Annotated in this window: 22 protein-coding genes; 2 read left to right on the top strand and 20 right to left on the bottom strand. The window is 49.4% G+C overall.

What is annotated here, in order from left to right; all coding sequences use genetic code 11:
- Window positions 1-2: 2 nt before the first annotated feature.
- From ACIFQN_RS29950 to ACIFQN_RS29970, 5 genes are read right to left on the bottom strand one after another with little or no spacing between them, the layout of a single operon-like run.
- Window positions 3-1,331, bottom strand: coding sequence for a lipopolysaccharide biosynthesis protein (locus ACIFQN_RS29950; RefSeq protein ID WP_429836699.1), 1,329 nt, complete (start codon window positions 1,329-1,331; stop codon window positions 3-5).
- Complete coding sequence (locus ACIFQN_RS29955; RefSeq protein WP_429836700.1) at window positions 1,328-3,652, bottom strand: nucleotide sugar dehydrogenase; 2,325 nt, start codon at window positions 3,650-3,652, stop codon at window positions 1,328-1,330. The genes ACIFQN_RS29950 and ACIFQN_RS29955 overlap by 4 nt, the downstream gene beginning before the upstream one ends.
- A gap of 23 nt (window positions 3,653-3,675) precedes the next feature.
- The gene (locus ACIFQN_RS29960; protein WP_429836701.1) at window positions 3,676-4,443 is read right to left on the bottom strand and encodes a tyrosine-protein phosphatase; all 768 of its coding nucleotides are present in this window, start codon (window positions 4,441-4,443) and stop codon (window positions 3,676-3,678) included.
- A 9-nt stretch (window positions 4,444-4,452) separates the two neighbouring features.
- Entirely contained in the window at window positions 4,453-5,145 is a 693-nt protein-coding gene (locus ACIFQN_RS29965; protein WP_429836702.1) for a CpsD/CapB family tyrosine-protein kinase, read from the bottom strand.
- Entirely contained in the window at window positions 5,114-5,851 is a 738-nt protein-coding gene (locus tag ACIFQN_RS29970) for a YveK family protein (protein ID WP_429836703.1), read from the bottom strand. Before ACIFQN_RS29970 ends, ACIFQN_RS29965 begins: the two co-directional genes overlap by 32 nt.
- A gap of 212 nt (window positions 5,852-6,063) precedes the next feature.
- Between ACIFQN_RS29970 and ACIFQN_RS29975 the strand changes: the two genes are divergently transcribed.
- On the top strand, window positions 6,064-6,996 hold the full coding sequence (locus ACIFQN_RS29975; RefSeq protein WP_429836704.1) for an LCP family protein: 933 nt from the start codon (window positions 6,064-6,066) through the stop codon (window positions 6,994-6,996).
- A gap of 60 nt (window positions 6,997-7,056) precedes the next feature.
- On the opposite strand, the gene ACIFQN_RS29980 is transcribed toward ACIFQN_RS29975, so the two are convergent.
- Window positions 7,057-7,458, bottom strand: coding sequence for a hypothetical protein (locus ACIFQN_RS29980; RefSeq protein ID WP_429836705.1), 402 nt, complete (start codon window positions 7,456-7,458; stop codon window positions 7,057-7,059).
- Window positions 7,459-7,609: 151 nt separating this feature from the next.
- Window positions 7,610-10,585 carry a DNA translocase FtsK gene (locus ACIFQN_RS29985; RefSeq protein ID WP_429836706.1) on the bottom strand — a complete coding sequence of 992 codons (2,976 nt, stop codon included), beginning with the start codon at window positions 10,583-10,585 and terminating at the stop codon, window positions 7,610-7,612.
- 170 nt (window positions 10,586-10,755) lie between these two features.
- Here ACIFQN_RS29985 and ACIFQN_RS29990 point away from each other — a divergent pair, with 170 nt between their 5' ends.
- A complete protein-coding gene (locus tag ACIFQN_RS29990; RefSeq protein WP_429836707.1) occupies window positions 10,756-12,039 on the top strand; it encodes a hypothetical protein in 1,284 nt (427 codons plus the stop codon).
- A gap of 105 nt (window positions 12,040-12,144) precedes the next feature.
- On the opposite strand, the gene cysC is transcribed toward ACIFQN_RS29990, so the two are convergent.
- The 13 genes from cysC to ACIFQN_RS30055 form a co-directional block, all read right to left on the bottom strand.
- Complete coding sequence (gene cysC / locus ACIFQN_RS29995; RefSeq protein WP_429836708.1) at window positions 12,145-12,750, bottom strand: adenylyl-sulfate kinase; 606 nt, start codon at window positions 12,748-12,750, stop codon at window positions 12,145-12,147.
- A gap of 27 nt (window positions 12,751-12,777) precedes the next feature.
- Window positions 12,778-13,920, bottom strand: coding sequence for a sulfate adenylyltransferase (gene sat, locus ACIFQN_RS30000; protein ID WP_429836709.1), 1,143 nt, complete (start codon window positions 13,918-13,920; stop codon window positions 12,778-12,780).
- 45 nt (window positions 13,921-13,965) lie between these two features.
- Window positions 13,966-14,682: a phosphoadenylyl-sulfate reductase gene (locus ACIFQN_RS30005; protein ID WP_429836710.1), complete on the bottom strand. Its 717-nt coding sequence runs from the start codon at window positions 14,680-14,682 to the stop codon at window positions 13,966-13,968.
- Window positions 14,679-15,764, bottom strand: coding sequence for an inorganic phosphate transporter (locus tag ACIFQN_RS30010; RefSeq protein WP_429836711.1), 1,086 nt, complete (start codon window positions 15,762-15,764; stop codon window positions 14,679-14,681). Before ACIFQN_RS30010 ends, ACIFQN_RS30005 begins: the two co-directional genes overlap by 4 nt.
- A gap of 28 nt (window positions 15,765-15,792) precedes the next feature.
- Window positions 15,793-17,256: a uroporphyrinogen-III C-methyltransferase gene (cobA, locus tag ACIFQN_RS30015; protein WP_429836712.1), complete on the bottom strand. Its 1,464-nt coding sequence runs from the start codon at window positions 17,254-17,256 to the stop codon at window positions 15,793-15,795.
- Window positions 17,257-17,309: 53 nt separating this feature from the next.
- On the bottom strand, window positions 17,310-17,549 hold the full coding sequence (locus ACIFQN_RS30020; RefSeq protein WP_429836713.1) for a DUF3906 family protein: 240 nt from the start codon (window positions 17,547-17,549) through the stop codon (window positions 17,310-17,312).
- Between the two features lie 40 nt (window positions 17,550-17,589).
- Complete coding sequence (locus tag ACIFQN_RS30025) at window positions 17,590-19,206, bottom strand: nitrite/sulfite reductase (RefSeq protein ID WP_429836714.1); 1,617 nt, start codon at window positions 19,204-19,206, stop codon at window positions 17,590-17,592.
- A 101-nt stretch (window positions 19,207-19,307) separates the two neighbouring features.
- Window positions 19,308-20,138 carry a sirohydrochlorin chelatase gene (locus tag ACIFQN_RS30030; RefSeq protein ID WP_429836715.1) on the bottom strand — a complete coding sequence of 277 codons (831 nt, stop codon included), beginning with the start codon at window positions 20,136-20,138 and terminating at the stop codon, window positions 19,308-19,310.
- Between the two features lie 294 nt (window positions 20,139-20,432).
- Window positions 20,433-21,200 (bottom strand): potassium channel family protein, encoded by a 768-nt coding sequence (locus ACIFQN_RS30035; protein ID WP_429836716.1) that lies wholly within the window; start codon window positions 21,198-21,200, stop codon window positions 20,433-20,435.
- Window positions 21,201-21,243: 43 nt separating this feature from the next.
- Complete coding sequence (locus ACIFQN_RS30040) at window positions 21,244-21,681, bottom strand: DUF350 domain-containing protein (protein WP_429836717.1); 438 nt, start codon at window positions 21,679-21,681, stop codon at window positions 21,244-21,246.
- Window positions 21,682-21,703: 22 nt separating this feature from the next.
- Window positions 21,704-22,948 carry a glutathionylspermidine synthase family protein gene (locus ACIFQN_RS30045; RefSeq protein ID WP_429836718.1) on the bottom strand — a complete coding sequence of 415 codons (1,245 nt, stop codon included), beginning with the start codon at window positions 22,946-22,948 and terminating at the stop codon, window positions 21,704-21,706.
- Window positions 22,949-23,218, bottom strand: coding sequence for a hypothetical protein (locus ACIFQN_RS30050; RefSeq protein WP_429836719.1), 270 nt, complete (start codon window positions 23,216-23,218; stop codon window positions 22,949-22,951).
- Window positions 23,219-23,229: 11 nt separating this feature from the next.
- Entirely contained in the window at window positions 23,230-23,679 is a 450-nt protein-coding gene (locus ACIFQN_RS30055) for a hypothetical protein (RefSeq protein ID WP_429836720.1), read from the bottom strand.
- Window positions 23,680-23,755: the final 76 nt, after the last annotated feature.

Genomic DNA, 23,755 nt, shown 5'->3' on the forward strand with positions numbered 1-23,755 from the left:
CCTTAGTCGACTGGTTGACTGCTCATGGTAGAAACAACTTTAGTTTCTATTTGCTTCCTGCGTCCGTAGAGCATGATGGCAACAATCAGCAAGAGGTTGAATGCAGCACCAGTCAAACAGTAAATCGCGATACTGCCGAGAGCGTCCAGGTGTGCTACTCCTAATAAAAGAGCCAACGTTCTCGCGACAAACAGGCAAATCTCATATCCCAGAAGAAAACGTTGCAGCCCGTATACCTGAGCGGTAGCGATGGACGGTGAATTAATGAAACCGAAAAAGAGCCAGACGACAATCCACCGTGCGTACTCCCCCGCTGCATCCCATGAATCGCCCAGCACCACCGAAAACAACCAGGGGCCAAAACTGATCACGGCTAGTGCAGGTACAGAACCTATAAGTACAAGGCCGAGTGTGGCCCTTTTCCATAAGGCATACAACGACTCTCCCCGTCTTTGCCCCTGGGAAGCCCGCTGATAATAAACCTGGGAAAGCGATTGTCCAATAATACCGAGTGGCATTTCAATCAAGCGGACTGCTAGCGCATACCACCCCACGACAGTAGCTCCATACGATTTCATAAGCAGAAAGGATGGAATGTTTTGAGAAATGGCATTTAAAAGGGTTTGTGGGGCGCTATACATAGGAAACCGAGCATATTGTTTCGCCGCTTTCCGTATGGCTGGCATTGATAGTGAACGGCGGAAGAGATGTCTGTCCTCCCTCCACACCTGTGTTCCCAGAACAAATGAAACTAACACCTGCCCTAAAATTTGCCCTCCAATCAGTCCGAAAGCTCCCGTATGAAGGACCCCCCCCGTTACCTGCGTCGCTGTTACGCCGGCAGAACGAAATACCTGTGACGCCGACAACCGAGCGAATGCTTGCCTCCGTGTACACCAATAAGTCAGAGTTTGGTATATGCCCACTGCTAGCACACTGAGAGATATCCACCCGATTACGTGCAAGATCTCTCCTTGGGGAAACGGAACCATGCCCGATATTCCGAATCCGAGAGCAACCAAAAAAACGACAGTTGCCATCGTAATGACAGCAAGCATTGCGATAATCAGGAGACTACCTGCCTCTTCCTCTTCATCGGGCAAGACGATTGCCACTTCATACCGCCATGCAGAGACACCGGCAAGCACACTGACGATAGAAGTGTAGAGTGAGAATAAGCCAAATGCAGAAGGTTCGTACAACCTGCTCAAAAATGGGGCCGCTACTATCGTCAGCGCCTGCGCCATTCCAGTTCCTGTCATGAGAATGACCACTTGCCTGAGAAACTGCCTTTGCGCAAGTCCGGTTACGAAGGTGGAAATCCGGCTCATTCCTGTTCCTGGTACCAGGCCAGATACCGTTTCAACCCTGCTTCCAGCGATGTCTGCGGCTGATACCCCAAAAGACGTTTGCTCCTCTCCAAGTCAGCCCACGTGATCGGTACATCTCCTGTCTGCATTGGCAGCCAATCAATTTGGGCTTTCTTGTCCAGTAGCTTTTCCAGAAGGCATACCAAATCCATCAGTGACGTCGGCCTGTCGTTGCCCAGATTGAAAACCTCAAAGTTGTCACTTTCGTAGTCCATAGCCATACGGATGCCTGCCACAATATCTTCCACAAAGGTATAATCTCTGCTGGTTGTTCCATCTCCGAACAATTGAATCGGTTCGCCATTCAACATTTTTCGAGTAAATGTCTGGATGGCCAAATCGGGCCGCTGCCTTGGTCCGAATACCGTAAAGAATCGCAATGCAATCACGGGCAAGCCATAGCAGTTTTGATAGCTTTGGCACAGTGCTTCACCTGTTACCTTGGTCGCCGCATAAGGCGATGCTGGCCGATTGATAGCATCCCTCTCAGAGAACGGGACCTTCTCATTGACCCCATACACCGAACTACTAGATCCAAAAATGAATTTTTTTACCCCCCAGGCAATGGACAGGTCAAGTAGATGCGTAGTACCGACAACATTTGTTTGAACATAGGCCAGTGGATTTTGAACAGAGGGACGTACACCCGCTTTTGCCGCCAAATGAATCACCTTGTCAGGCCGAAAATCCCGAAAGACCTTCTCCATAGCATCCCGATCGGCAATATCAGCTTCCACAAACCGGTAATGGCTATATGATTGGTGTGTCCGTATGTTGCGTTCCTTTAGGGTCTGGCTGTAAAACGGATCATAATTGTCTATGACCATCACATCGAAGCCCTCAGCAAGTAGACTGTCTACAAGATGGCTTCCGATAAATCCCGCACCTCCTGTCACCAACACACGCGCTATCGGCTGCTCCAGTTTTCGGCCAATACCCGCTACCTCATATCCGTATGAGGATAACCTGGATCGATCCAAAAAGTTACGGCTGTCGATGAGCAACGGATTGTTCATATCCATGGCCAATCTCTCATAGGGCAAATGGCGAAACTCTTCCCACTCCGTGACGAGGATGATCGCATCAGCACCCTTAAACACGTCCTCCGCACTAAGGCTGTACGTCACCCCCAGGTTGGGAAACTGCCTTTGGCAATTTTCGATGGCCACAGGATCGTATACCTTCACTCGTGCACCTTCATCGACAAGCCTTCTGATGATGTCCAAGGAAGGGGCATCCCGTAAATCATCTGTGTTGGGTTTAAAAGCCAGACCTAGGATGCCAACAGTCCGCCCCTCGATGGTACGTAACCGCGCTCTCAGCTTCTGCAAGACCCATTCCCGCTGTCTTTGATTCACTTGGACAGCCGCATCTACCAGTACCATTTCGCACTGATGCTGCTTTCCCATTTGCAGGACGGCCTGCGTATCTTTTCCGAAACAGCTTCCTCCCCAGCCAATGCCTGCTTGTAGGAAACGCGGTCCAATCCTTTTATCCAATCCGATTCCATAGGCCACATCCACAATATCAGCACCTGTTTTTTCAGCCAGATTTGCAAATTCATTAATAAAAGATATTTTCATCGCTAGAAAAGCGTTGGAAGCATACTTGATCATTTCCGCGCTGGCTATGTCCGTCAGCAATAATTCGGGTTTTGAGAGCATCTCTGGCCGAGGAACAGAGGATAGCGGCAAAAAGCTCTGCTCCAATAGAGGACAAAAGATGTCTTGAATGACTGAATGTCCATCCCGTGACTCCAATCCCACAACGATGCGATCCGGATAGAGCGTGTCATGTAACGCTTCTCCTTCTCGTAAAAATTCAGGAATGGATGCAAGTATCACCCTGCCTGCTTTCCCCTTCTTGGCCCGCTCCTGTTCGACGATCTGTCTCATCCTCTTGCCTGTACCGATCGGAACCGTTGATTTGATAACCAGCAAGGGACGATGATCTGCCTCTAGACGGCCCGCCACTTGGACAACCGCTTGCTCCACATACGACAAATCCACCTCCCCACTGTCCAGAGAGGGTGTACCCACGGCGATCATGATGGCATCGACGGAAAAATCCACCTCGTCCCAATCCGCAGTAAATTGAATTCGATCACCAGCCTGGTGAAGTACTTCCTGCAGTCCTCGCTCAAAAATTGGGATGTTACCTTGCTGTAGCATTTGCACTTTTTTCGGATCAGCATCGAGCATCATCACATCGTGTCCCAGATACCCTAGTACACAGCCAGTCGTCAATCCCACGTATCCGCAACCCACAACCAATACCTTCATAAATCTGCCCCCTGTTCCTTTCATTAAAAGAAAATCCAGCGCTTCTGCTTGCTCTTGGTTAGCGGAGTAAGGATTTGCAAGGCTTTCCCGTGTAAAATGGCTTGCGCATTGTACCGAAACATTTCCACTTCCTCTTCAGGAATAATTGTCGCGAGAGCTTTATACGCCTGGGACAATTCTGGCCTACGGGACCTCACATGATGACTGTCACTGGCAATCACGTGTACCAGATGTTGCTGCACGAAGTCAATGGCGCACCCTCGTGCGGTACGTCCAAAAAGCCCCAACAGACTACCAGCCGTCACCTGCCCAATGGCTCCTTGCTCTATCCATTCTCGGAGCAACGAGGGATTGAGACGAAACACCTCTATTCTTTCAGGATGCGCAATGACGGGAGTGATTCCACGATCCAGAAGTTGTCTGACTACCCTTTTGGAAAATAGAGGGAAATGAACAGAAGGAAATTCCAACAACACGTGCTTCATCCCATTTCCCAGGGTAAGAATTTGTCCGGAATACAAGTGGTCTATTAGTTCTGAATGAACGTGTACCTCGGAGCCTGGATGAATACGGACAGGAATTTTTTCCCGCCCCAAAGCTTGTTGAAGATCTTGTACAGACTTCAAAACATTTTCGGTCCGCTGCGAATAAAGTCCATCGTAGGTATGAGGAGTGGCGATGATGTCGGTGATTCCATCACTGACGGCGATTCTCGCCATTTCAACCGCTTCCTCTGACGTTTTCGCTCCATCATCTATTCCTGGAAGAATGTGACAGTGAATATCCACCATGTCCGTCCCTCATTCTTTTTCCGTGTATTCATAGTAGGCCTTATCTTCCCTGCCCCTCTTCTTGTCGTTCAAAACGACACCGATCACTTTCGCTCCCACATGGTCGAGCAGCGACTTTGCTTTTTTTGCATGTTCCCGTCTTGCTTTTCCACTTCGAATAATCAAAAGCACTCCGTCCACAAAAGACGAAAACACCTGACTATCAGTGACAGGCAGCAGCGGTGGCGTATCAATCAAAACCAAGTCGTACCTCATGGTCAACCAAACAAGCACTTCCCTCATTCGGGGTGAACTAATCAGTTCTGTCGGGGTATCCGGATTCTTTCCGGCCGGGATGATATCAATCCCAATTTCATCTATCCGTTGAATGACCTCTGCAACATCATCAATCTGTCCAAGGAGTAAATCGGAGAGTCCGGTTGTATTGGATAGTCGAAACACACGATGTACAGAAGGCTTTCGCAAATCACCGTCCAACAGGAGAACCTTCTTCCCAGATTGCGCGAACACAATCGCTAAATTACTTATTGTCGTTGTCTTGCCTTCCCCTGGCTCTGCACTGGTAACAATCATTGTTTTCAGATTGGATGCGGAAAAATGAATATTCGTTCGAAGTGTCCGATACGCCTCGGCAACCTGCGACCGTGGATTGCTATAGCAAATCAGCTTGCTAACCGTTTTCTTGTCCCTCAAACTGGACACTCCTTTCCGTTCTCTCTTGTGGTTTTGTCTTTCTATAGTCGATAGTCGTTATCACTCCCAGCACAGGAAGGTTGAGGAGCTGTTCTACCTGCTCTTCCGACTGCAGACTCTTGTCGAGAAACTCCAGGAAAAATACGATTCCGACACTGCCTAGCATCGCAACAATAAAGGCAATGCCCATGTTGATATAAGGCTTTGGACGGATGGGGCTCGGTGACTCCACGGGACGCGCTTCGTCCAGAATGGAGACATTGTCCACCTTCATGATGGAATTCAAATTGGATTGGAACGCCTTTGCAAAACTGTTTGCAATCAAAACCGCTTTCTCTTGATCAGGGTCCACTACGCTGATTGCAGTGACGAGCGACTCGTTGGTGTCCCGAACAATCACCTTTTTCAGCAGTTGCTCGGTCGTCAACGGTAATTGCAGCTGTGCTTGTACATCTTCGGCTATTTTCCGGCTTTTGATAATGGCTCCATACGTTTTGATTAGTTCCTGGTTAGCACGGACATCGTTGTAAAGCGACTCCAAACTGGCAGTTCCACTGCTCTGAACAACGATGGTAGCTGTAGCTTCATATTCAGGAACCAAAACGTAATAACTTACATAACCGCTACATGCCACAGCCACCATTACACAAACGACAATCAACCAAGCTCGCTTCCTGAGGACCCGACCGATTGCAGAAATATCCAACGTTTCCATAGCGGCGATACCCCTTATCTGTCGTCAAGTTTATGTTCACATTGCTAAATAAAATCCTAATAAAAACCATATGGCCAACCCTCTCCCAGTATGACTGAGGATCGTCTCATAAAAAGGTGAATATTCACAAGTAATCAGAACGCATTATTTGTCCCTCAGGATCATACCTGTAATCTCAAGCAGGCTTACTTCAAGAACGAGGAGAAAACAAAATGAAGCTTTGGGTAAAATGGGTGCTCATTACTCTGCTCGCCATATGCCTGGCGGCGGGTGGTTATGCCTGGTATCTCTATCATTCAGTGAAGGTTGTCATCGAGCAAACATACGAGCCTATACGAGCGACAAGATTGGAGAAATCGGAGTTGCGTGAGATAAAGATATCGACCCAAAAGAAAGACCCCTTTTCCCTGCTCATACTGGGAGTGGATGAAACTCCTGGAGACAAAGGGAGATCTGACACGATTATCATATTGACCATCAATCCTGAAAAAAACTCTACTCTACTATTCAGCATTCCCCGTGATACGCGGACCGAATTAATTGGTAGAGGAACCATGGACAAAATTAACCATGCCTATGCATTCGGCGGAGTCGAGATGTCCGTCAAAACAGTAGAATCTTTTCTACAGATCCCTATTGATTATTACGTGAAAGTGAACATGAGGGAATTTGTGAAAGTAATTGATATTTTGGGAGGCGTTCAAGTAGAGAACCAAGCAGCCTTCCACTATGAAGAGCATTCATTTGCGAAAGGCTCCTTGCTTCTGAACGGGGAAGAGGCACTTGCCTACAGTCGGATGAGGTACGATGACCCCCGTGGTGACCTAGGCAGAAATGAAAGGCAGCGGCAGGTCGTCCGCTCATTGATTAACAAAGGAGAAGAACCCGAGGTGTTGACGAACATCAAGAGCATCTTTGATAATATTGCAACCAGTGTGAAAACAAACATGACTTTTGACGAATTGAAGGATCTTGCCCTTCATTACAAACCAACCACGCAACATTTACAAGTGTTGGAGATCAAAGGGTCCAATCGGTTAATGAACGGCGTGTATTACTACATAGTCACACCGGAAGAACGCAAGCGAATCGAGACACTCTTAAAAGAACAATTGGACAACACTAATCCCGTGCACCATGGGTGAAAAAAAACAGCCTCCCTCTCTTTGGATTGGGCGGCTGTTTCTTGGGAGAGGAGCCTACGATCAGGCAGTTCTCTCCAATTCAGGATTGTAACGCTTCACATACTCATAGATTTCCTCTCCCTGCAAGCGCTTTTTCGCAAGGTTATCCATTTGATTAGCAAGATGCGTAGCAAGCTGTTCAACACCTTTTTCAATACGCTTTTTTGCCGCATCAGGCAGAGTAAGGACGTGTGGCACAAGGAGTTGCAAATACCATATTCCTTTTTCTTCCTCAGACACATCAATTTCCAGTTCCATATCCTTACTGTCAAAATCATACAGGTGGTTAAATAGCGTTTCCTTCTCTTCCAAAGGCAATGACGTGATATCGAATTTCTCCACGCTCAAATAGTATTCTTCATTGAACAATACGATTTTGTCATCAATTTCCTGATACTTCTTGGCTAACGGATTCATTATCATCGTTCCCTTCTGCTAACTACTCAATCTACCCTATAGAATACTATCTTACCGAATATTTTGGCAACTCATTCGTCATAATATTTAAAATAGGCAGGGGTATCTTCCAGAAAAAAGGGCCTTGCAACATGTGCAAGACCCTCTTGTTATTTGTCTACAGTAACGTCGACCCTTCCACTACCGCTTGTGCATCTTCGAGAGAGATCAAGACCGCACGTGCCTTTCCACCGCTCTGTCCTGCAACGTAACCGTCTGATTCCATCATCTCGATCAAACGAGCTGCCCGGTTGTACCCTACACGGAAGCGGCGCTGCAGCCCGGATGCTGATGCGTGACCTTGCTCGGCAACGAATACGAGTGCCTCCAAATAGAGCGGGTCATCGCCTGCATCAAAGGATTGCACCTGCTGTTCCAAATCTTCCTTGCTGAAGAAATACTTAGGCTTTCGCTGCTTTTTAATCATCTGCGTAATTCGTTCGATTTCGTCGTCCGAGACAAAGTTACCTTGCAGACGAACCGGCGTTGTTCCGCTTTCGAGGAAAAGCATGTCTCCTCGGCCCAACAATCGCTCAGCCCCTGATTGGTCTAGGATTGTGCGAGAGTCTACCTGGGAGAATACCGCAAATGCCAAACGGGTCGGAACGTTTGCTTTGATATTACCTGTAATGACGTCAACGGACGGACGCTGGGTAGCCAATAACAAGTGGATGCCGCAAGCGCGTGCCTTTTGGGCAATACGAATGATGCAATCTTCCACATCTTGCGGAGAAACCATCATGAGATCAGCTAGCTCGTCAATCACAATGACAATGAACGGCAGTGCATCATCTGTCGTTTGGTTATAACGGTCGATATCCCGCACGCCAGCATCCACAAAGAGTGCGTACCGTTTTTCCATCTCCTCGACACACCATTTGAGGGCAGCAGTCGCCTGCTTCGCTTCCGTCACGACAGGTGTCACCAGATGGGGCAAGTGGTTGTACGGAGCCAATTCAACCATTTTCGGGTCAATCAAAAGCAGTCTCACTTGTTCAGGTGTTGCTTTGTACAGCAGGCTGACAATGATCGAATTGATGCAGACGCTTTTCCCTGAACCGGTCGAGCCCGCGATCAATCCGTGCGGCATTTTCTTAATATCTGCGATAATCGGCTCTCCACCGATGTCCATCCCAAGTGCAACAGCCAGCGGAGAACTATGCTCCTGGAATTTTTCGGATCCGATAATCTTTTCAATCATGACAGGCTGACTGGCGAGATTCGGCACCTCAATCCCGATGGCGTTGCGACCTGGAATAGGTGCCTCGATCCGGATATCTTTTGCAGCCAAATTCAGCTTGATGTCATCTACCAGGCTCGTGATTTTGTTGACTTTGACCCCTGGAGCGGGTTGCAGCTCAAATCGCGTAACGGACGGTCCTTTTACAATCCCGACGACGTGCGCACTTACATTGAAATTGGACAGCGTTTCTTCCAGCAACAGCTTTTGGATTTGGGTATGCTCATCATCGTCATCACTGACAGGCGGGCTCGGATTGAGAAGTTCGAGCTGCGGCTTCACATAAGGTGGCTCTATGATTGCTGGTGGTGTCTCTGCTGCTTGTTCTGTTGCTTGGCCTGCTGCTTGGTCTGTTGTTGGTTTAGCTTCCAGAACCGGTGATGTATTTTTTTCGTCCTGCCGGTCAAGCTCGGCTCGTTCCAGCAATCGGCTGACTGCCGAGGCATACGGTGGCGCGATCACCGTTTCCGTTTCTTCTACTTTTACCGAAGACTCGTGTTGAGCTGCCGCTCTGGTTTCTTCTGCCTCTACAGCTGATTCTATATGAGGTACTGCTTCGGCTTCTTCTACCTCCAAAGCAGATTCTGTTTGTTCTACCGCTTCGATTTCTTCTACCTCTAAAACAGGCTCTGTGTGAGCTACCGCTACCGCTTCAGCTTTTTCTGCCTCCAATGCATACTTTGTTTGTTCTAACGTTTCGGCTTCTTCTAGCTCTACAGCTGACTCTGCTTGCTCTACCGCTTCGGCTTCTTCTACCTCCAAAGCTGACTCTGTATGTTCTACCTCTTCGGCTTCTTCAACCTCTAAAACAGGCTCTGTGTGAGCTACCGCTTCGGCTTCTTCTGCTTCCAATGCAGATTCTGCATGTTCTACCGCTTCGGCTTCGTCTACCTCTACAGCTGACTCTACCGGCACTTCTGCTTCGGCTTCTTCTATCTCCAGCACAGCCTCCGTATTGGCCCCGGCCGCTACTTCCACATACTCAACCGAACCTGCACGGGCACTTGCTTCACTTTCTTCTTCCAGTCTGCCCTCGGCAACAGTTGAACGAGCCAGCTCCACCGTTCCCGACAAAGCTGCTTCCTGCGATGCAAGCTGGACTTCATCCCACGCATCCTCGCGGTGAACCTTGATTTCTTTTTCCGTATGGGTAAAGTCCTCCTCTGCGCCCTCTTCTGGGAAATAGCGCTCGCTGATTTCTTTTTCCCATTGCTTTAATTGATTCAACTGCTCTTCTTGCTCCAAGCGGGGATATACGATTCCCGATGTCGTATGTATGCGGTGCTCCGCCTCGCGAGTAGCAGGGGTGATTTTCCCATAAACCGGTGAGATAATTTCAGACGGTTGATATGACCGCTTATCATCTGCCTGCTGTGGACTGCGAACTGCTTTTTCACTTTGTCTTTCCGGTTTGCGCCACGCCTGCTCCCTATTTTCGGCACGGACGGGAGGCTGCTTCTCTATTTTTTGCTCAACTTTGGGAACCAGTATGCTTTCATGGTTTTCACGGACTTCTCGGGTGCTGCGTGCCTTTTCACGGGTATCTACGCTTTTCTCCTGTTGGAGGGGAGCCTGCTGTCGTGGCATCATTTTGCCATCCACATTTTTTTCCCTATCTTTGCGCCTTTGTAGCGGATACTCATCTGGAACGACAGGAAAGCGGAATTGCCGTTCCTTACTCGATCTAAAATCTTCCATTTCCCGATCGCTTGCCCGCTCTTTTGGGTATATGCTTTTTGTTTTCGCCTTGAGCTGACGGGGAGCTGGATTGACCGGAGAACGAACTTCATCCTCCACTCTTTGTTCTGCTTCACCCTGAAAATAACTCATCAGCTTTTGAAGCCACAACCACATGGTACAACGCCCTTTCTTTCTAACCATCTTTTCCCTCTCATCTTACCACGAAAACGAGCTGTATTTTCCCGGATTGGTGATTTTTTTCCGTATTTGCGCAACCTTTTACCATTTTTTACGTACTACAATATGGAAACAAAAACAAATAGTACATAGGGGAGGAACACTACATGTGGAAAAAGGGAAGTGCCTTGCTGCTCGCGGGTATGCTGGTACTGACTGGTTGTACCAGTGAAGCATCTTTGGTGCGTGATTCGATCGTAGCATCCATAGATAAACCAAACTACGATTTTGAAGGAACCTTGAAGCTGACAGGCGACGTTGATAAACTGCCAGCAGCACTCGGAGAAACAGAGGCGGACAAAGAAGGACAGGCTTTGCTGGCGGCATTAAAAGCTGGCGTAACAGCCAAAGGCTCTCAGCTGGACCTGAATAACGCAAAAATTCAATTGGAAGTAAACGACGACAAATTGCTGCGTGACAACAAGCTTTGGACTGGCGATAAAAAAGCTTCCGTAGAGCTGTTGGTCAGAGACAATAAAGTATATGCAAAATCTCCATTGGACTCCAAATATTTGGTGATCGACGCGGCGGCATCCAATCCTTTCAGCGACGTTAGCGGTGCTGAGGGCGTAAACCCTGCCAAGCTGAAGGAATTTCAAGATAAAATGAACGACCTCACGTTGAACTTCATCAAAAAATACGTGAGCAAATATGGCTACAAACTGGCTGATGCGAAAAACCTGGGCGCCACCAAAGTAACCTTGCCAAACGGTGAAAAAGTGGATGCGACGCATGTAGCCATCAAGATCGACGCAAAAGAACTCGTAAAAATGTTCTTCTTCACTGCAAATGATGCTGTTGCAAGCCAAGATGTGAAAACATTCGCGATCGACATGATCGTTCTGACCAATACCTTTACAGAAGAAATGTATCCGGAAATGGGTAAAACGACAGAAGCAGAAAAGCGTGCACTCGCAGAAGCAACTGTCGCAGAAGGTCTGAAATCCGCAAAAGAATGGCTGGATGAAACAGGTAAAGTATACACTCCTGAAAAAATCGTAGAAGAAATGAAAAAGGAAGGCTTCCACAACCTGGCCTGGAATCTCGACTTCTACGTAGACAGTGCGAAAATGCCTGTACATCAAAAGAGTTCTTTGAACGTAACATTCCAAACGAAAGAAATGAAGCAACCTTTGACAGTTGGATTGGAAGCGGATCAATACGCGTTTAACTTTGGCAAAGCAACCAAATTTACTATTCCTGCAAAAGATGCTGGTGTAACTGTTGAGCAACTGTACGCTGACGAAAAAGCGATCAACAGCTTTAGCGATAAAGGCTTCATGCGTCCATTCGCACAAAGCATGCTGGAGCAACACAAATGGCAAAAAGAACTGGAAGCTGAATGGGCAGAGTATGACGAAGAAGCAGCGGCAGAAGTCGTAGCCCCTTAATTAAAAAAAGAAAAGAGCACGGCGCATCTAAGCGTCGTGCTTTTTCTTTGACTGATAAAGGTTTATAAGTTTCTAACCCCTATCATAGCCATTGTCATGTAACGATCAAATAATCCCTTTTTGTTCCAGATACACAAGTACTGTCTGGACAGACTCCCGGATCGTCTGAGCATCGCTCTCGATAACGAGTTCTGCTGCGTCAGGTTCCTCATATGGAGAAGAGATTCCCGTAAATTGAGGGATTTCCCCGTTTCTCGCCTTTTGATACAAGCCTTTTACATCACGCCGTTCGCATTCTGACAGCGGGCATTTCACATATACCTCGATAAACTCGCCTGCTGCAACGAGTCCTCGGGCGAGCTCCCTGTCCTCTCGGTACGGAGAGATAAACGCCGTTAGTGTGATGACACCTGCATCCACAAACAGCTTGGCTACTTCACCAATTCGACGGATATTTTCTTTTCGATCATCTGGCCCAAATCCCAATCCCCGGTTCAATCCATGCCGGATATTATCCCCGTCCAAGACATAGCTTGCCAAGCCCCGCTGATGGAGCTCATACTCGACTGCGTTGGCCAAGGTCGACTTGCCTGCACCTGACAATCCCGTAAACCAGAGAATGCAACTCTTGTGCCCCGCTCGCTCCAGGCGATCCTTTTTTGTGACCGTGGTCGGATGCCACACGATGTGGGCTGCGCTATCTCTACTCATCGTCTCAATCCCTCTCTCTTGTGCCTATCAAACGGAAAGTGGACGCAATCCCTCGATCAGAACCCGCGCTACCTCGGGACGACTGAACTCTGAAGGCGGTGCTTCCCCTCTCGCTAACATCTCCCTCACCTTGGTACCAGACAAAGCAACATGATGCTCGGCTCCATGGGGACATGTTTTCGTAGAGGCCATATTTCCGCAGGAACGGCAGTAAAAGCTGTTTTCAAAGAATAGCGGAGTGATCCCAAGCTCTTCAGGGGTAAAGCTATGGAAAATATGCTGGGCGTCATATGTACCATAGTAGTTTCCGACACCTGCATGATCTCGGCCGACAATAAAATGCGTGCAGCCGTAATTTTTTCTCACCAGTGCGTGAAAGATGGCTTCACGCGGGCCCGCATAGCGCATCGCAGCAGGGAAAACAGCGAGCTGTACACGGCTGGCCGGATAGTATTTTTGCAGCAGCACCTGATAGCTTTCCATGCGTACGTCTGCAGGAATATCGTCCGCTTTTGTTTCCCCGACAAGTGGATTGAGAAACAGTCCGTCTACGATTTCCAGTGCTGCTTTCTGAATGTACTCATGCGCGCGATGAACGGGATTGCGCGTCTGAAAGCCTACAATAGTTTTCCAGCCCTTTTCCGCAAACAACGCTCTTGTTTCGAGAGGGTCGTAGTAGTGGCTGGCAAACTCGCCCTTATCCGTACGCTTCACCAGTGTAATGCTCCCGCCGAGATAAACCGCCGGGCGCTCCAGAAGCTTTTTTACACCCGGGTGGTTCTCGTCATCGGTTCCATAAACGAGCCGAGCTTCACGCAGCTTATCAGGGGTATAAATATCAGCGACCTCCAGCAAACCATAGACGCTTCCTTGGTGGGTCAAGCGTACCTGCTCGCCAATTTGCAGCCCTTCTGCCACAGCCTCGGAAACGGGGAGCGTAATCGGAATACTCCAGACGCTTCCGTCAAGCAGCCTCATCTCTTCCACCACGGAGTTGTAATTGTTCCGATCTAAAAATCCGCTGATGGGGCTATACCCTCCGATCGCAATCAGCTCCAGGTCAGACAGGGCAAAAGCGTCTATTTCCACATCTTTGGCAGCCAGAGACAGATTTGCCTCTGGATCAAAGCGGTTCACCAGTGTACCTTTGTCCGGCTTACTTCCACTCACTTGCACTCACTCCTCATCCCTTGCCTTGTTATTTTCCTCATGCGGTCATTTTGCCAGATGAAGACCACATTCCGTCTTGCCCAGATGCGACCAGCGACCGGCCCGCTCATCCTCTCCCTCTTTTACAGGCCGGGTGCAAGGCGCGCAGCCAATACTGGGGTAGCTCAGGTCATGGAGGGCATTGTACGGCAATTCAAAAATGCGGATATACTGCCACACCTCTTCCGCTTTCCAATGAATGAGCGGGCAGATTTTAAGCGACTGAAACTTCTCATCGCGATTGACGAACTGCACATCCGCTCTCGTCGCAGACTGTTCCCGGCGAAGCCCCGACATCCAGGCGACGGCTCCTTTCAGCACGCTTTCCATCGGGTCGACCTTGCGAATTTGGCAGCACAGGTCTGGCTGACTTTTCCACAGCTCTTCCCCATGGGCTGCCGCCTGCTCATCAAGCGAAAGGGTTGGCTCTTTGATCGTCAAATGCAAATCAGGGTATTTCGCCCGAATCTTTTCGATCAAGGTATACGTTTCAGGAAAATGAAGATGGGTATCCAAAAAAGTGACGCGGGCATCCTTTTTCACATCGCTGATCATATCCAGGAGCACCATGGCTTCCGCACCAAAGCTGCAAGAATAGATCAACTCATCAGAAAAGTTCTCATACGCCCATTTGATTACTTCAAGGGTGTCACCTTTGGCCAAATCTTTGTTAATAGCGGTGAGACGTTCAGGCGTCGCCGACGAAAAATTCAGACTGTTCATATGCCTCCTCCTTGATCATTGATCGAACTATTCTCCCTGCGTATCAGCCGAATCAGCACGACAAATCCAAGCGTTGCGACAAAAACACTGACGAGGACCACCAGCGTATACAAATCTGAACGCAGAAACAGATGTACAAAAGCAAACGAAACGACCAGCGATGACACAGGGGAAACAATCCAAACCATGACGATCTGTTTAATAATCCCTTTTTGCCAAAGAGCGAAGCCTTTTTCCGCGGTTCCTACACCGAGAATCGCGCAGGTCGTTGCTTGTGTCAGTGGAACGGGAATTCCGAACAGCGAGGCTACAATCACCAGTGTCCCCCCTGTGAGAGAGACGGCACTTCCTTGAAGCAGGGAAAGCGAGGTAATTTTTTTCCCGTTCGTTTCCAGTACCTTCCCGCCCAAAAGCAGGCATCCAGCGGCTACTGCTATACCGCCCAGCCATACACCGGATTGACTCGTCATCAGCCCAGCGCCAACTATCGGACCTACGGCATTGGCAACATTGTTCATCCCTGCTGAAAAAGCTTCATAGACACCACAACCGACCAGCAAAATGGACAGCCACCTCTCCCCTTTTGAACCGGGCTTTTGCAGGTGGGGCCAACGCCCTTGTAAGCGATCAATCAGCTTTCCTGAGTAATAAGCCCCGACAAAGGCTGCCGCTGGTACGAGAATCCAAAAAGAGATAATGATGAGCAGATGCCCCACGTACAACGATTGATAGGCAAGTCCCACTCCCACGATCGAACCGACTGTTACCTCGCTCGTCGACAGCGGAATCCCAAGTAGATTCGCTCCAAACAAGGTGAACGTGGCGGAGGCTAGGACGATCACGACGGCCTCGACACTCATCAGGCTGGCTGGAATAATACCGCCGCTGATCGTCTTGACGACCTCTTGACCGCCCAAGACTGCCCCCAAGAGAGCCGCTATCGCTACTAAAAGCATGGCTATACGTTTGTTTTTGACAGCTCCGCTACCATATGCTGCGCCCATAGATGCGGCTGTCCCGCTCGCTCCGATATTCATGGCGAAAAACAATGCAATGGCGATCGCGACATAACTCCAATCCACGAACAGCACTACCTCCTGTCTTGCAAATCTATAGACTTAAAATTTTTTCCGGTTCTTGGGTAGAGAGGAGGTTCGTTACGATACGCCATCCCATCTCTCTCGCCTTCCCTTCTGTATCGGTACCGACGCACATAATCGGCTTTGTTTGCCACTCTACTCCTGCAAATGCTGCCAATGCGGGCAGGGCATAGCTGTCATCGGTTGCAAGCCAGTCAATTGGACGCTCTGATATCCATTCAGTCGTTGGATGCGCATGATTCCACTCTACAGTACCCGCTTGAACGGTATGGGTCACAGTCCCTTGCGCGTGCAGAACCACCATGCTCTTGCCAGCGCTCAAGTGAAGGATGCGGTCCCCTTTTCCCAATGAAAGGTGCAGATGTACAGTGGAGGTTGTCAGCAATTCGTCCAGCACCAGATTTGGGTACAGCCCCCTTTTTTCCAATGCCTCCGCCGCCAGCCGCCCTCGTGCTGCCAGCTTGCTTTTTATCTGCCGAAGATCAAAACGCCGCAGACGTAGCTCTTGGAAGAAAAAAGAAACTTGTCTTTCATCGTCAAATACGAGCCATTGATAAGAAGAAAAATCTGCAGGAATCCCGGTACCTGCTGCCGATGTCGACACCACAGTCTCCATGAGGGGGATGGGCACTACCTCTGCCCCCAACTTTTCCAGTCTCGTGGCGAGGTCTGCTTCTCTTCCTTCTGTAGTTTTGGCGGCAACAGCGATTCTTTTGCCAAAAAGGGGGCGGGACTCGTACCAGTTTAGCGATTCACGTAATCGAACCACTTCGCCGACGATAATAATCGCTGGCGCCGCGAACCTTGCCTGAGCCACATCCTGGTCAATTGTATCCAGCTTGCCAACCAGCGTTTTTTGTTCGCCCAACGTTCCCCAACGTACCAGCGCAACAGGCGTTTCTTTTGCTTTGCCGTGCGCGAGGAGTCTCTCCCTGATTCGCGGCAAATTTTTCACACCCATGTAAATAACCAATGTTTCTACCGAGGAGAGGGCTGCCCAATCAGGCTCCTTCTCCGCATTTTTGTCGCAAAGATGACCCGTAACAAACGCCACCGAGGAATTGTACTCCCGATGGGTTAGAGGGATTCCAGCGTAGAGCGGGGCGGCCATGCCAGAGGTAACCCCTGGCACGATCTCAAACGGGATGCCGTGAGACAAGCACATTTGGGCTTCTTCTCCCACCCGCCCGAACATGCTGGGGTCACCTCCTTTCAGACGAACCACGGTTTTCCCCTTCTGGGCTTCCTCAATCAATAGGAGGTTGATCTGGTCCTGTGGCAGTGTGTGGCGATCCGCTTCCTTACCGCAGTAAATCAGCTTGGCATCGTTTTTGACGTGGCCGAGCAAGAGTGGATTGGCAAGTCGGTCATAAATGACGACATCCGCGTGCTCAAGTGCTTCCTTTCCACGGATCGTAAGCAGCTTGGGGTCACCGGGTCCTGCTCCTACAAACAAGACACTGCCTGTTTTCATCCTGATCACTCCTCGTGGTTGCAGTCTTTACGGGTAGATAGAAAACGAGACCATTAGCTAAAATGAGAGGTTTCCAGCACATAGCCAACGCCTTGGCGTCCAAGTGGTTTCTTTTCAACAAGACTGAGCTCCTTGATTCGCGGTGGTGCTACCGTATGACGCAAAATATTGTTTTCGGCCGTAGAAAATGCTCGCTCGTCTGATTTGGCAATCACGACTACAGTCAACAGCCTGCCTTCCTCAAGTACTGCTTCCAGCTTGTACAGATAGCTCTCTGTCTGTTCTTCTGCCATGGTATGTCCCTCTTTTCCCGGACCTTAATTCGGATCATGGTTATGCCGTTTGCAAAATGCTGTCCACCTGCTCCTGAATGTGGGCAAGCCCTACACGCTCGACATAGCGCCAGTACTGTTCCCCTTCTTGTCGATCTTCTTTGTAAAGCGTAATCAGTTGGGCGAGGAACGGACCCAATCGATCTACGGTGATGCGCGCATTCAGCTTGCGGTTGAACTGCGCCTCTTCCAGCGTACCGCCAACGTGGATGTCAAACGCCTCAACCATGCCTCCAGGTGTTTTAACCAACGCTCCCTGCAGACCGATATCGGCAATCTGACGCTGACCGCAGGAATTCGGACAACCAATCATATGAATCCGCAGCGGCGTATCGAGAACGACCGAGTCATCGAGATACTGTGCCAGCGAACGCATCCGTTCTTTGGTTTCTACAATCGCCAGGTTGCAGTATTCGGTACCAGTACAGGAAACGGCATACCCGACAAAAGTGCTGGGTGTTAATTTGAAACGGTTGACGATGAGCGGCTCATTGCGAAAAGCAGCGACTTTCTCTTTTGCAATATTGCGAATCAGGACATTTTGGGTGTTACAGGTGCCAATCGTTCCATCCCCGTATTCATCTGCCAAACGAGCCAGTTCAATCAGCTCCTCAGCATTCATCCGGCCGACAGGGACAGACAAGCCTGCGTAGTAAAGACCAGCCTGGCGCTGTTCATGAATCCCGTAAAAATAGCCGCCATTCCAGCCTTTGAGCAAGTCCTCTCCGCCAGCTTCCAGCTCGCCTACCAGATTGATCAGTTCGTCTTTGAATTTCTCCGGTCCCCAGTCTGCTACCAAAAATTTCAGGCGGGCATGGGTCCGTTTTTGCCGGTAGCCAAAATCGCGGAAAAGTGTCGTTACTCCTTCTGCTACTTTCACGACTTCTTCGGGTCGGACGAACAGATCAAGCTGCTTGGCAAGATGCGGTTTTGCCGACAAGCCTCCGCCTACCCACACATGGAAGCCGATTACTTCATCGCCAGCGATGACCTTTTTCGCAGGGGTGAAAGCAAGGTCGTTGATTTGGGCGTGAGCAGCATTGTGGATGTTTGCTGAGATGGACATTTTGTATTTGCGCGGGAGGTTGGAGAATTCTCTGTTTAGCAAAAAGAACTGCTCCAGCTGGGCAACCAGCGGCCGTGTATCCAATACTTCGTGCGGATCGATCCCGGCCAGCGGATTTCCCATAATCTGACGCGGGCAGTCTCCACATGCTTCGAACGAGGAAAGCCCAACTGAAGCGAGCCGATCAAAAATATCAGCCAGTGTTTCCACTGTCAGCCAGTGAAACTGCACGGCTTGGCGAGTCGTAACGTCTACGAGATCACGTCCGTATTCTTGTGCGATACGAGCGAGCACCCGTGCTTGTTCACTGCTCAAGATCCCACCAGGAATCCGCACCCGCATCATAAAGTGACCGTCCTTGGGCCGCTGCTGGTAAACGCCTGCCCATTTAAAGCGATCCATATCAGAAGATTCAATCGATTGAAAACCTTCTTTGGAGTAGGTATTGACGATTGTTTCAATGACATCCAATCCGTCTTTCTCCAGCTTGGTAAATTCCATTTTGTTTAAAGAAGGATCATCTGCCCATTTCCACTGCTTTCTCTCTGCCATGCACATATACGCTCCTTTGTGTAAGATCAGTTACTTGAGGATGTTCAAAAAGTCCGGGAAATATAGCTGTGAATTTCTGCGTTGCGTTGCCCCTGTGCTGCTCACGTAGACTCACCTACGCTGCGCTGCTCGGGTCTGCCGCGCCTTGAACTTCGATGCTCTGTTTGTCCTCCTTTTTGAACAGGCTCTACTAATGCCATGCGAATCGACTGGGTGAGCCATTCTGCAATCAATGGGTGGGGCAAATAGGCGCTTCCGTCATACCGGTACGACAAGCCTCGCAGTCGCTCGGGGATCGCACGCCGTGTAAAGTACCCTTGACTGACGAACAGAGGAAGCACAATCACGTCCCCCTTCTCTGCGAGCATACTTGCCTGCTCCCGCAATGTATCGGGGCGAAGCGTCGCATATCCTGCAGCCGCAAAAGAATAGCGGTTTTGCAGTCGAAAACTTAGGCGGAGGAGAAGCTTTTCCCACCGCTCATGACACCCTGGCAAATCACTGCCATGTCCAACGAGTACGAGTGATTCCTGGCCAGGATTGGTGGAAAGCCCTGCAATGCGCTGTGCCACAATTTGCTCCACTACGGGATGGTCTTCCAAAGGCGGACACCAAAGGATTCGCGCGCGGACCGGAATTCGCAGCGGCTCTGTCTCCCCTATTGGCCAAGTGTCCAGCCCAAGCATGCAGCGAATTTCTCCTACATGATTGCTCCCGGCTGAGGCAAACAGGGGAACAGCCACGATCCTGCGTGCTCCTGCATCCTCCAGGCGCTTTACTTCATCGCGAATACCTCGACCCTCGACTCCTCCTAGATAGGCTACCCGAATCGGCAGATCAATACGGCACTGTCGGACGGCTGACTCCACCAACGCAAGCCAGTCAGGGTCGGGTGAACCGTGAGCAATTACCAATACCGCTGTTTTTGACATCGGATAGTCCCCTTAACCTAATTTACTTTCTATTTCATATATGTTTACTCGGAATTATATAGGCGATATTTTCCCCCGTCAACAGGAATTTCTGGCCTAACGTCAAGATCAGTCTAACTTCCTATTCGCTCGGCTTAGCCCATATGTATCTACTTTTATAGTCGTAAAAGGACATAGAAAAGCCCCAAAGATATGCTTGCTCCTGCATATCTTTTGAGGCTAAAGTCGCCTATGATGTATCTATCAGGCGTTCGTTTTCCAAGGTCGGGCATCCTTTCTGTTACTCCTTTTTTTCTATTCTTCCTCTTTTTTCCTTGTCCGCCGATAAAGTAATTCCATGCTCTCTTTTAACGTTTCAAACTCTTGCTCATTCAAGCTTTCGATTTGCTGAATGTGTCCGATCGCCTGTTTTTTCATCTCTTCCGTCAATCTATCAGAGCTTGCTGGAGCTTTGCTATCGTGTGTTTCCGTCCAATGGTTGGCAAAGTTAGCGGTCAATGCTCCAAGCATCCCGATACCGGTTAGCATCAAAATCGCCGCCATGATCCTCCCACCCGATGTCACCGGCGAAATATCACCATAGCCTACAGTCGTAGTCGTCACGATGGACCACCACAAGGCATCCTGGAAGCTCTTGATATTGTCGTTTACGCCGTACTCCAACAAATAAATCGCTGTCGAGCTCCACAGCATGATGATCGTAACGACGCCAAAAACTCTACGCATCGCCCCGGATCGAACGATTCCCCATAAAAAAGGTGATGCCCGCACAATGCGAATCAACCTGAGAACCCTCATGATTCTCGCCACATAAAAGTACGAATCCAACGGAATCATGGCAACGAGGTCAAACCAGTTTTCGATTACAAATTTTCGTTTGCTCGGTGCTAGCCATAAACGAACGACGTATTCCACAACGAGCAGCACGATGAGAGTATTGTCTACCACATGCATGAGCTCATCCGTCAGCAAAGGGTGATTAGAAAAATCCGCAGACAACAGAATCGCATACGTAATGACCAGCATAATGACAAAAATCTCATACATGACGCGCCAAAACACAAAGACTCCTCCCTCTATCCGGTAGAGGTCACTTGTTTTGCCTTTAGTAACTAATGAGAGCAGCCATCAATAAACCAGCCGCGATGCTCAATCGGGAGGCGAAAATGCCAACGGAGACGTTTCCATTTGGAATTTCAGAGACCACTTTAAAAGGCGTGACCCATTCAAATAAATAAAAGACCAGTACTTGGAAAACCATGCCAACGATGCCCCAGACAGCCAAATCCCAGAGGTTGACGGAGTGGTAAACAGCCGATGCCAGTACGATCGCCAGGCCAATGATTTTCCCTCCCAGATCGTGCGCTGCCGCTTTTGCCGCTGCCATTTTTTTCGGATCGTCAGTCTGTGCTCCCTGCTTGATCAAATCAAATTCCTTGTAGGGAGTGGTGAAAGTGAAAACAAAAATCCCAATCGCCAAAATCGGGATGGTCACTGCCAAGTACGCCAAAAAGTTGAGTAGGTAACTCCATTGCGAGATCATAAACCGTTCTCCTCTCCTTTCGTTATCCGTCGATGCCTACCGGCAAAAAATACGACATGTTGTTTGTGATGGGTCCTCCGACACGGGCGACGATCGCTGATGCTCTCCCGCCAATCCAGAATGACCCCCAAAGCAGACGGCCATCAAACAGACCCTTTGTCGTCTTCACACGAATTTCAGGAAGCTCCACCCGCTTTTGATAGATCATTGGCTGCTCCCAGTAAAATTCCTCCTGATCTTTTTCCAAGATACCGCCCTTCGCATCAAAGATGACAACGCCGCCACCCTCTCGGCCAAAAATAGGCTTGGTAACGTAGTCACAAGCACCTGTGAATTGATTTTCAAAATAAGTCGGCAGCATATATTTTTCTATGATGGCATGTTCTTCTGAAGTAAAAAATTCATCGGTTTCATGCAGATTCCAAATGAGTGCCTGAAGCGCTTTTGTTTGGATGAGAAAGCCCGATGGCGGATTAATGACGGCCAGTTTTCGATCTGCGATCAGCGAAAGCACATGTGCGCCGGTCGGATATCCGTCTTCATCCTGTTCCAAAGCCAGTTTTTCCAAGGCGTGCAAACGATACAGCACATCTACGGGGAGCAGGTCATCTCCCTCTTTTACATACAAGCGATCCTCCCAGACTCGAAGGTCTTCCAATGCAGCAAAACGGGCAGAAAGTCCTGATTTGTCCTGCAGATAGAGCGTGGTTCCTCGATCTTCCTCATGCCAATCCAACGAGCTGAACCAGATCTGATCTGTCTGATAGCCTCGCTGCCGATAAGCATCCAGCACACTGACAAAGGCAACCTCAAAATGTGCGTCCATCCCGGCATTTGGGTCTTCTCGTCCGAAAAAACGGCAAGCATGACCATTCACGTAAAAGGCCTCGACAATGCCCGTTGGCGTATCGCTATTACATTCCAGCATTTTCAAACCTTCTGTCGTCTGGGCGAAGTCAAATCGCCCGATTACAGTTGGCTGTGTCTGGTCCACAACGGTTCTCACCGCCCGCAAAGCCTGCTCGGGTACGCCGAGTTCAAGCAAAAGGGAATCGTCTGCCTGCTGCAGCACTGGTACGACTTTGGCAAAGATGTGCCCAAGTCGCTCGGTTGCGCGCGACAGCTCTTGCCGGTAATCCCGCGAAATGAGATGGATGTCAGCCAGCGCGTACTCATCCCCGTACATCCAGTCCCATGTAAATACGCCTTCCTCACGCATGGGCCCATACAGCCGTTCCCGACGATCTTGATCAGATTCTCTCATCATTCACCCCGAACTGGACGAGCCTGAGCTGCCGATTCCACCCTTAGAGCCGCTCGTTATTCCTGACGAATTGCTTTTGTAAGACTTGTTTCCACCAGAATGGATATAGGTGGATGAACTGCCGCCGGAACCGCCACCATCGTCGCAGTACCCGTCATTGTTGGCGTCGTAGCAATCGTCGTCATACCCGTTGCCCCCCGACGAGCATCCGCTGACAGTCAATGCCGCAGCCACGAACAGTCCGACTACTTTCGCCGACTTTGTTTGTGCCATGTTTCTTCCTCCTACCCTGCCCTGTGTGCGTAGTAAATGTACACATGCCGGTCTTCATCCACTTCTGCCGATGTCTTTTCCCACTCTGTCCCATTAATGAAAAGGTAGTCGCTTTGCAGATGCAAGAGGGCATCGTCATCATCTTTGAAATAAAAAGTATGAATCAGTGGATAATTTGCTGTCCCATCCTTGTACTCCCGCAGCTCGATCTGAATGCTTCCCCAGCGTTTGGCCGCTTCGTGCGCGTAATCTACTGCCTGTTCTTCCGTTGAGCGTTTGACATAAATCACGTAGCTGGCAGGCTCCACTGCACAGGAAGTTTTTTCGTAAACGACATGACCCTTCACCAAATAATCGCAGGCAAAACGCAAAGACACCTCATCCTTATCAATATGATCGTAATAAAAAAGCAAAGGATACCCGTTCGCCTCGTCCAGAAGCCGGTATTCTAGCCTCGCCAACTTAACTCACCTCTTCGTCTCATGTTGTAGAACAAACATATATACGCGCCTCGAAATAAATGGTTGCCACAAACAG

The sequence above is a fragment of the Brevibacillus sp. NRS-1366 genome (genome assembly GCF_050467985.1).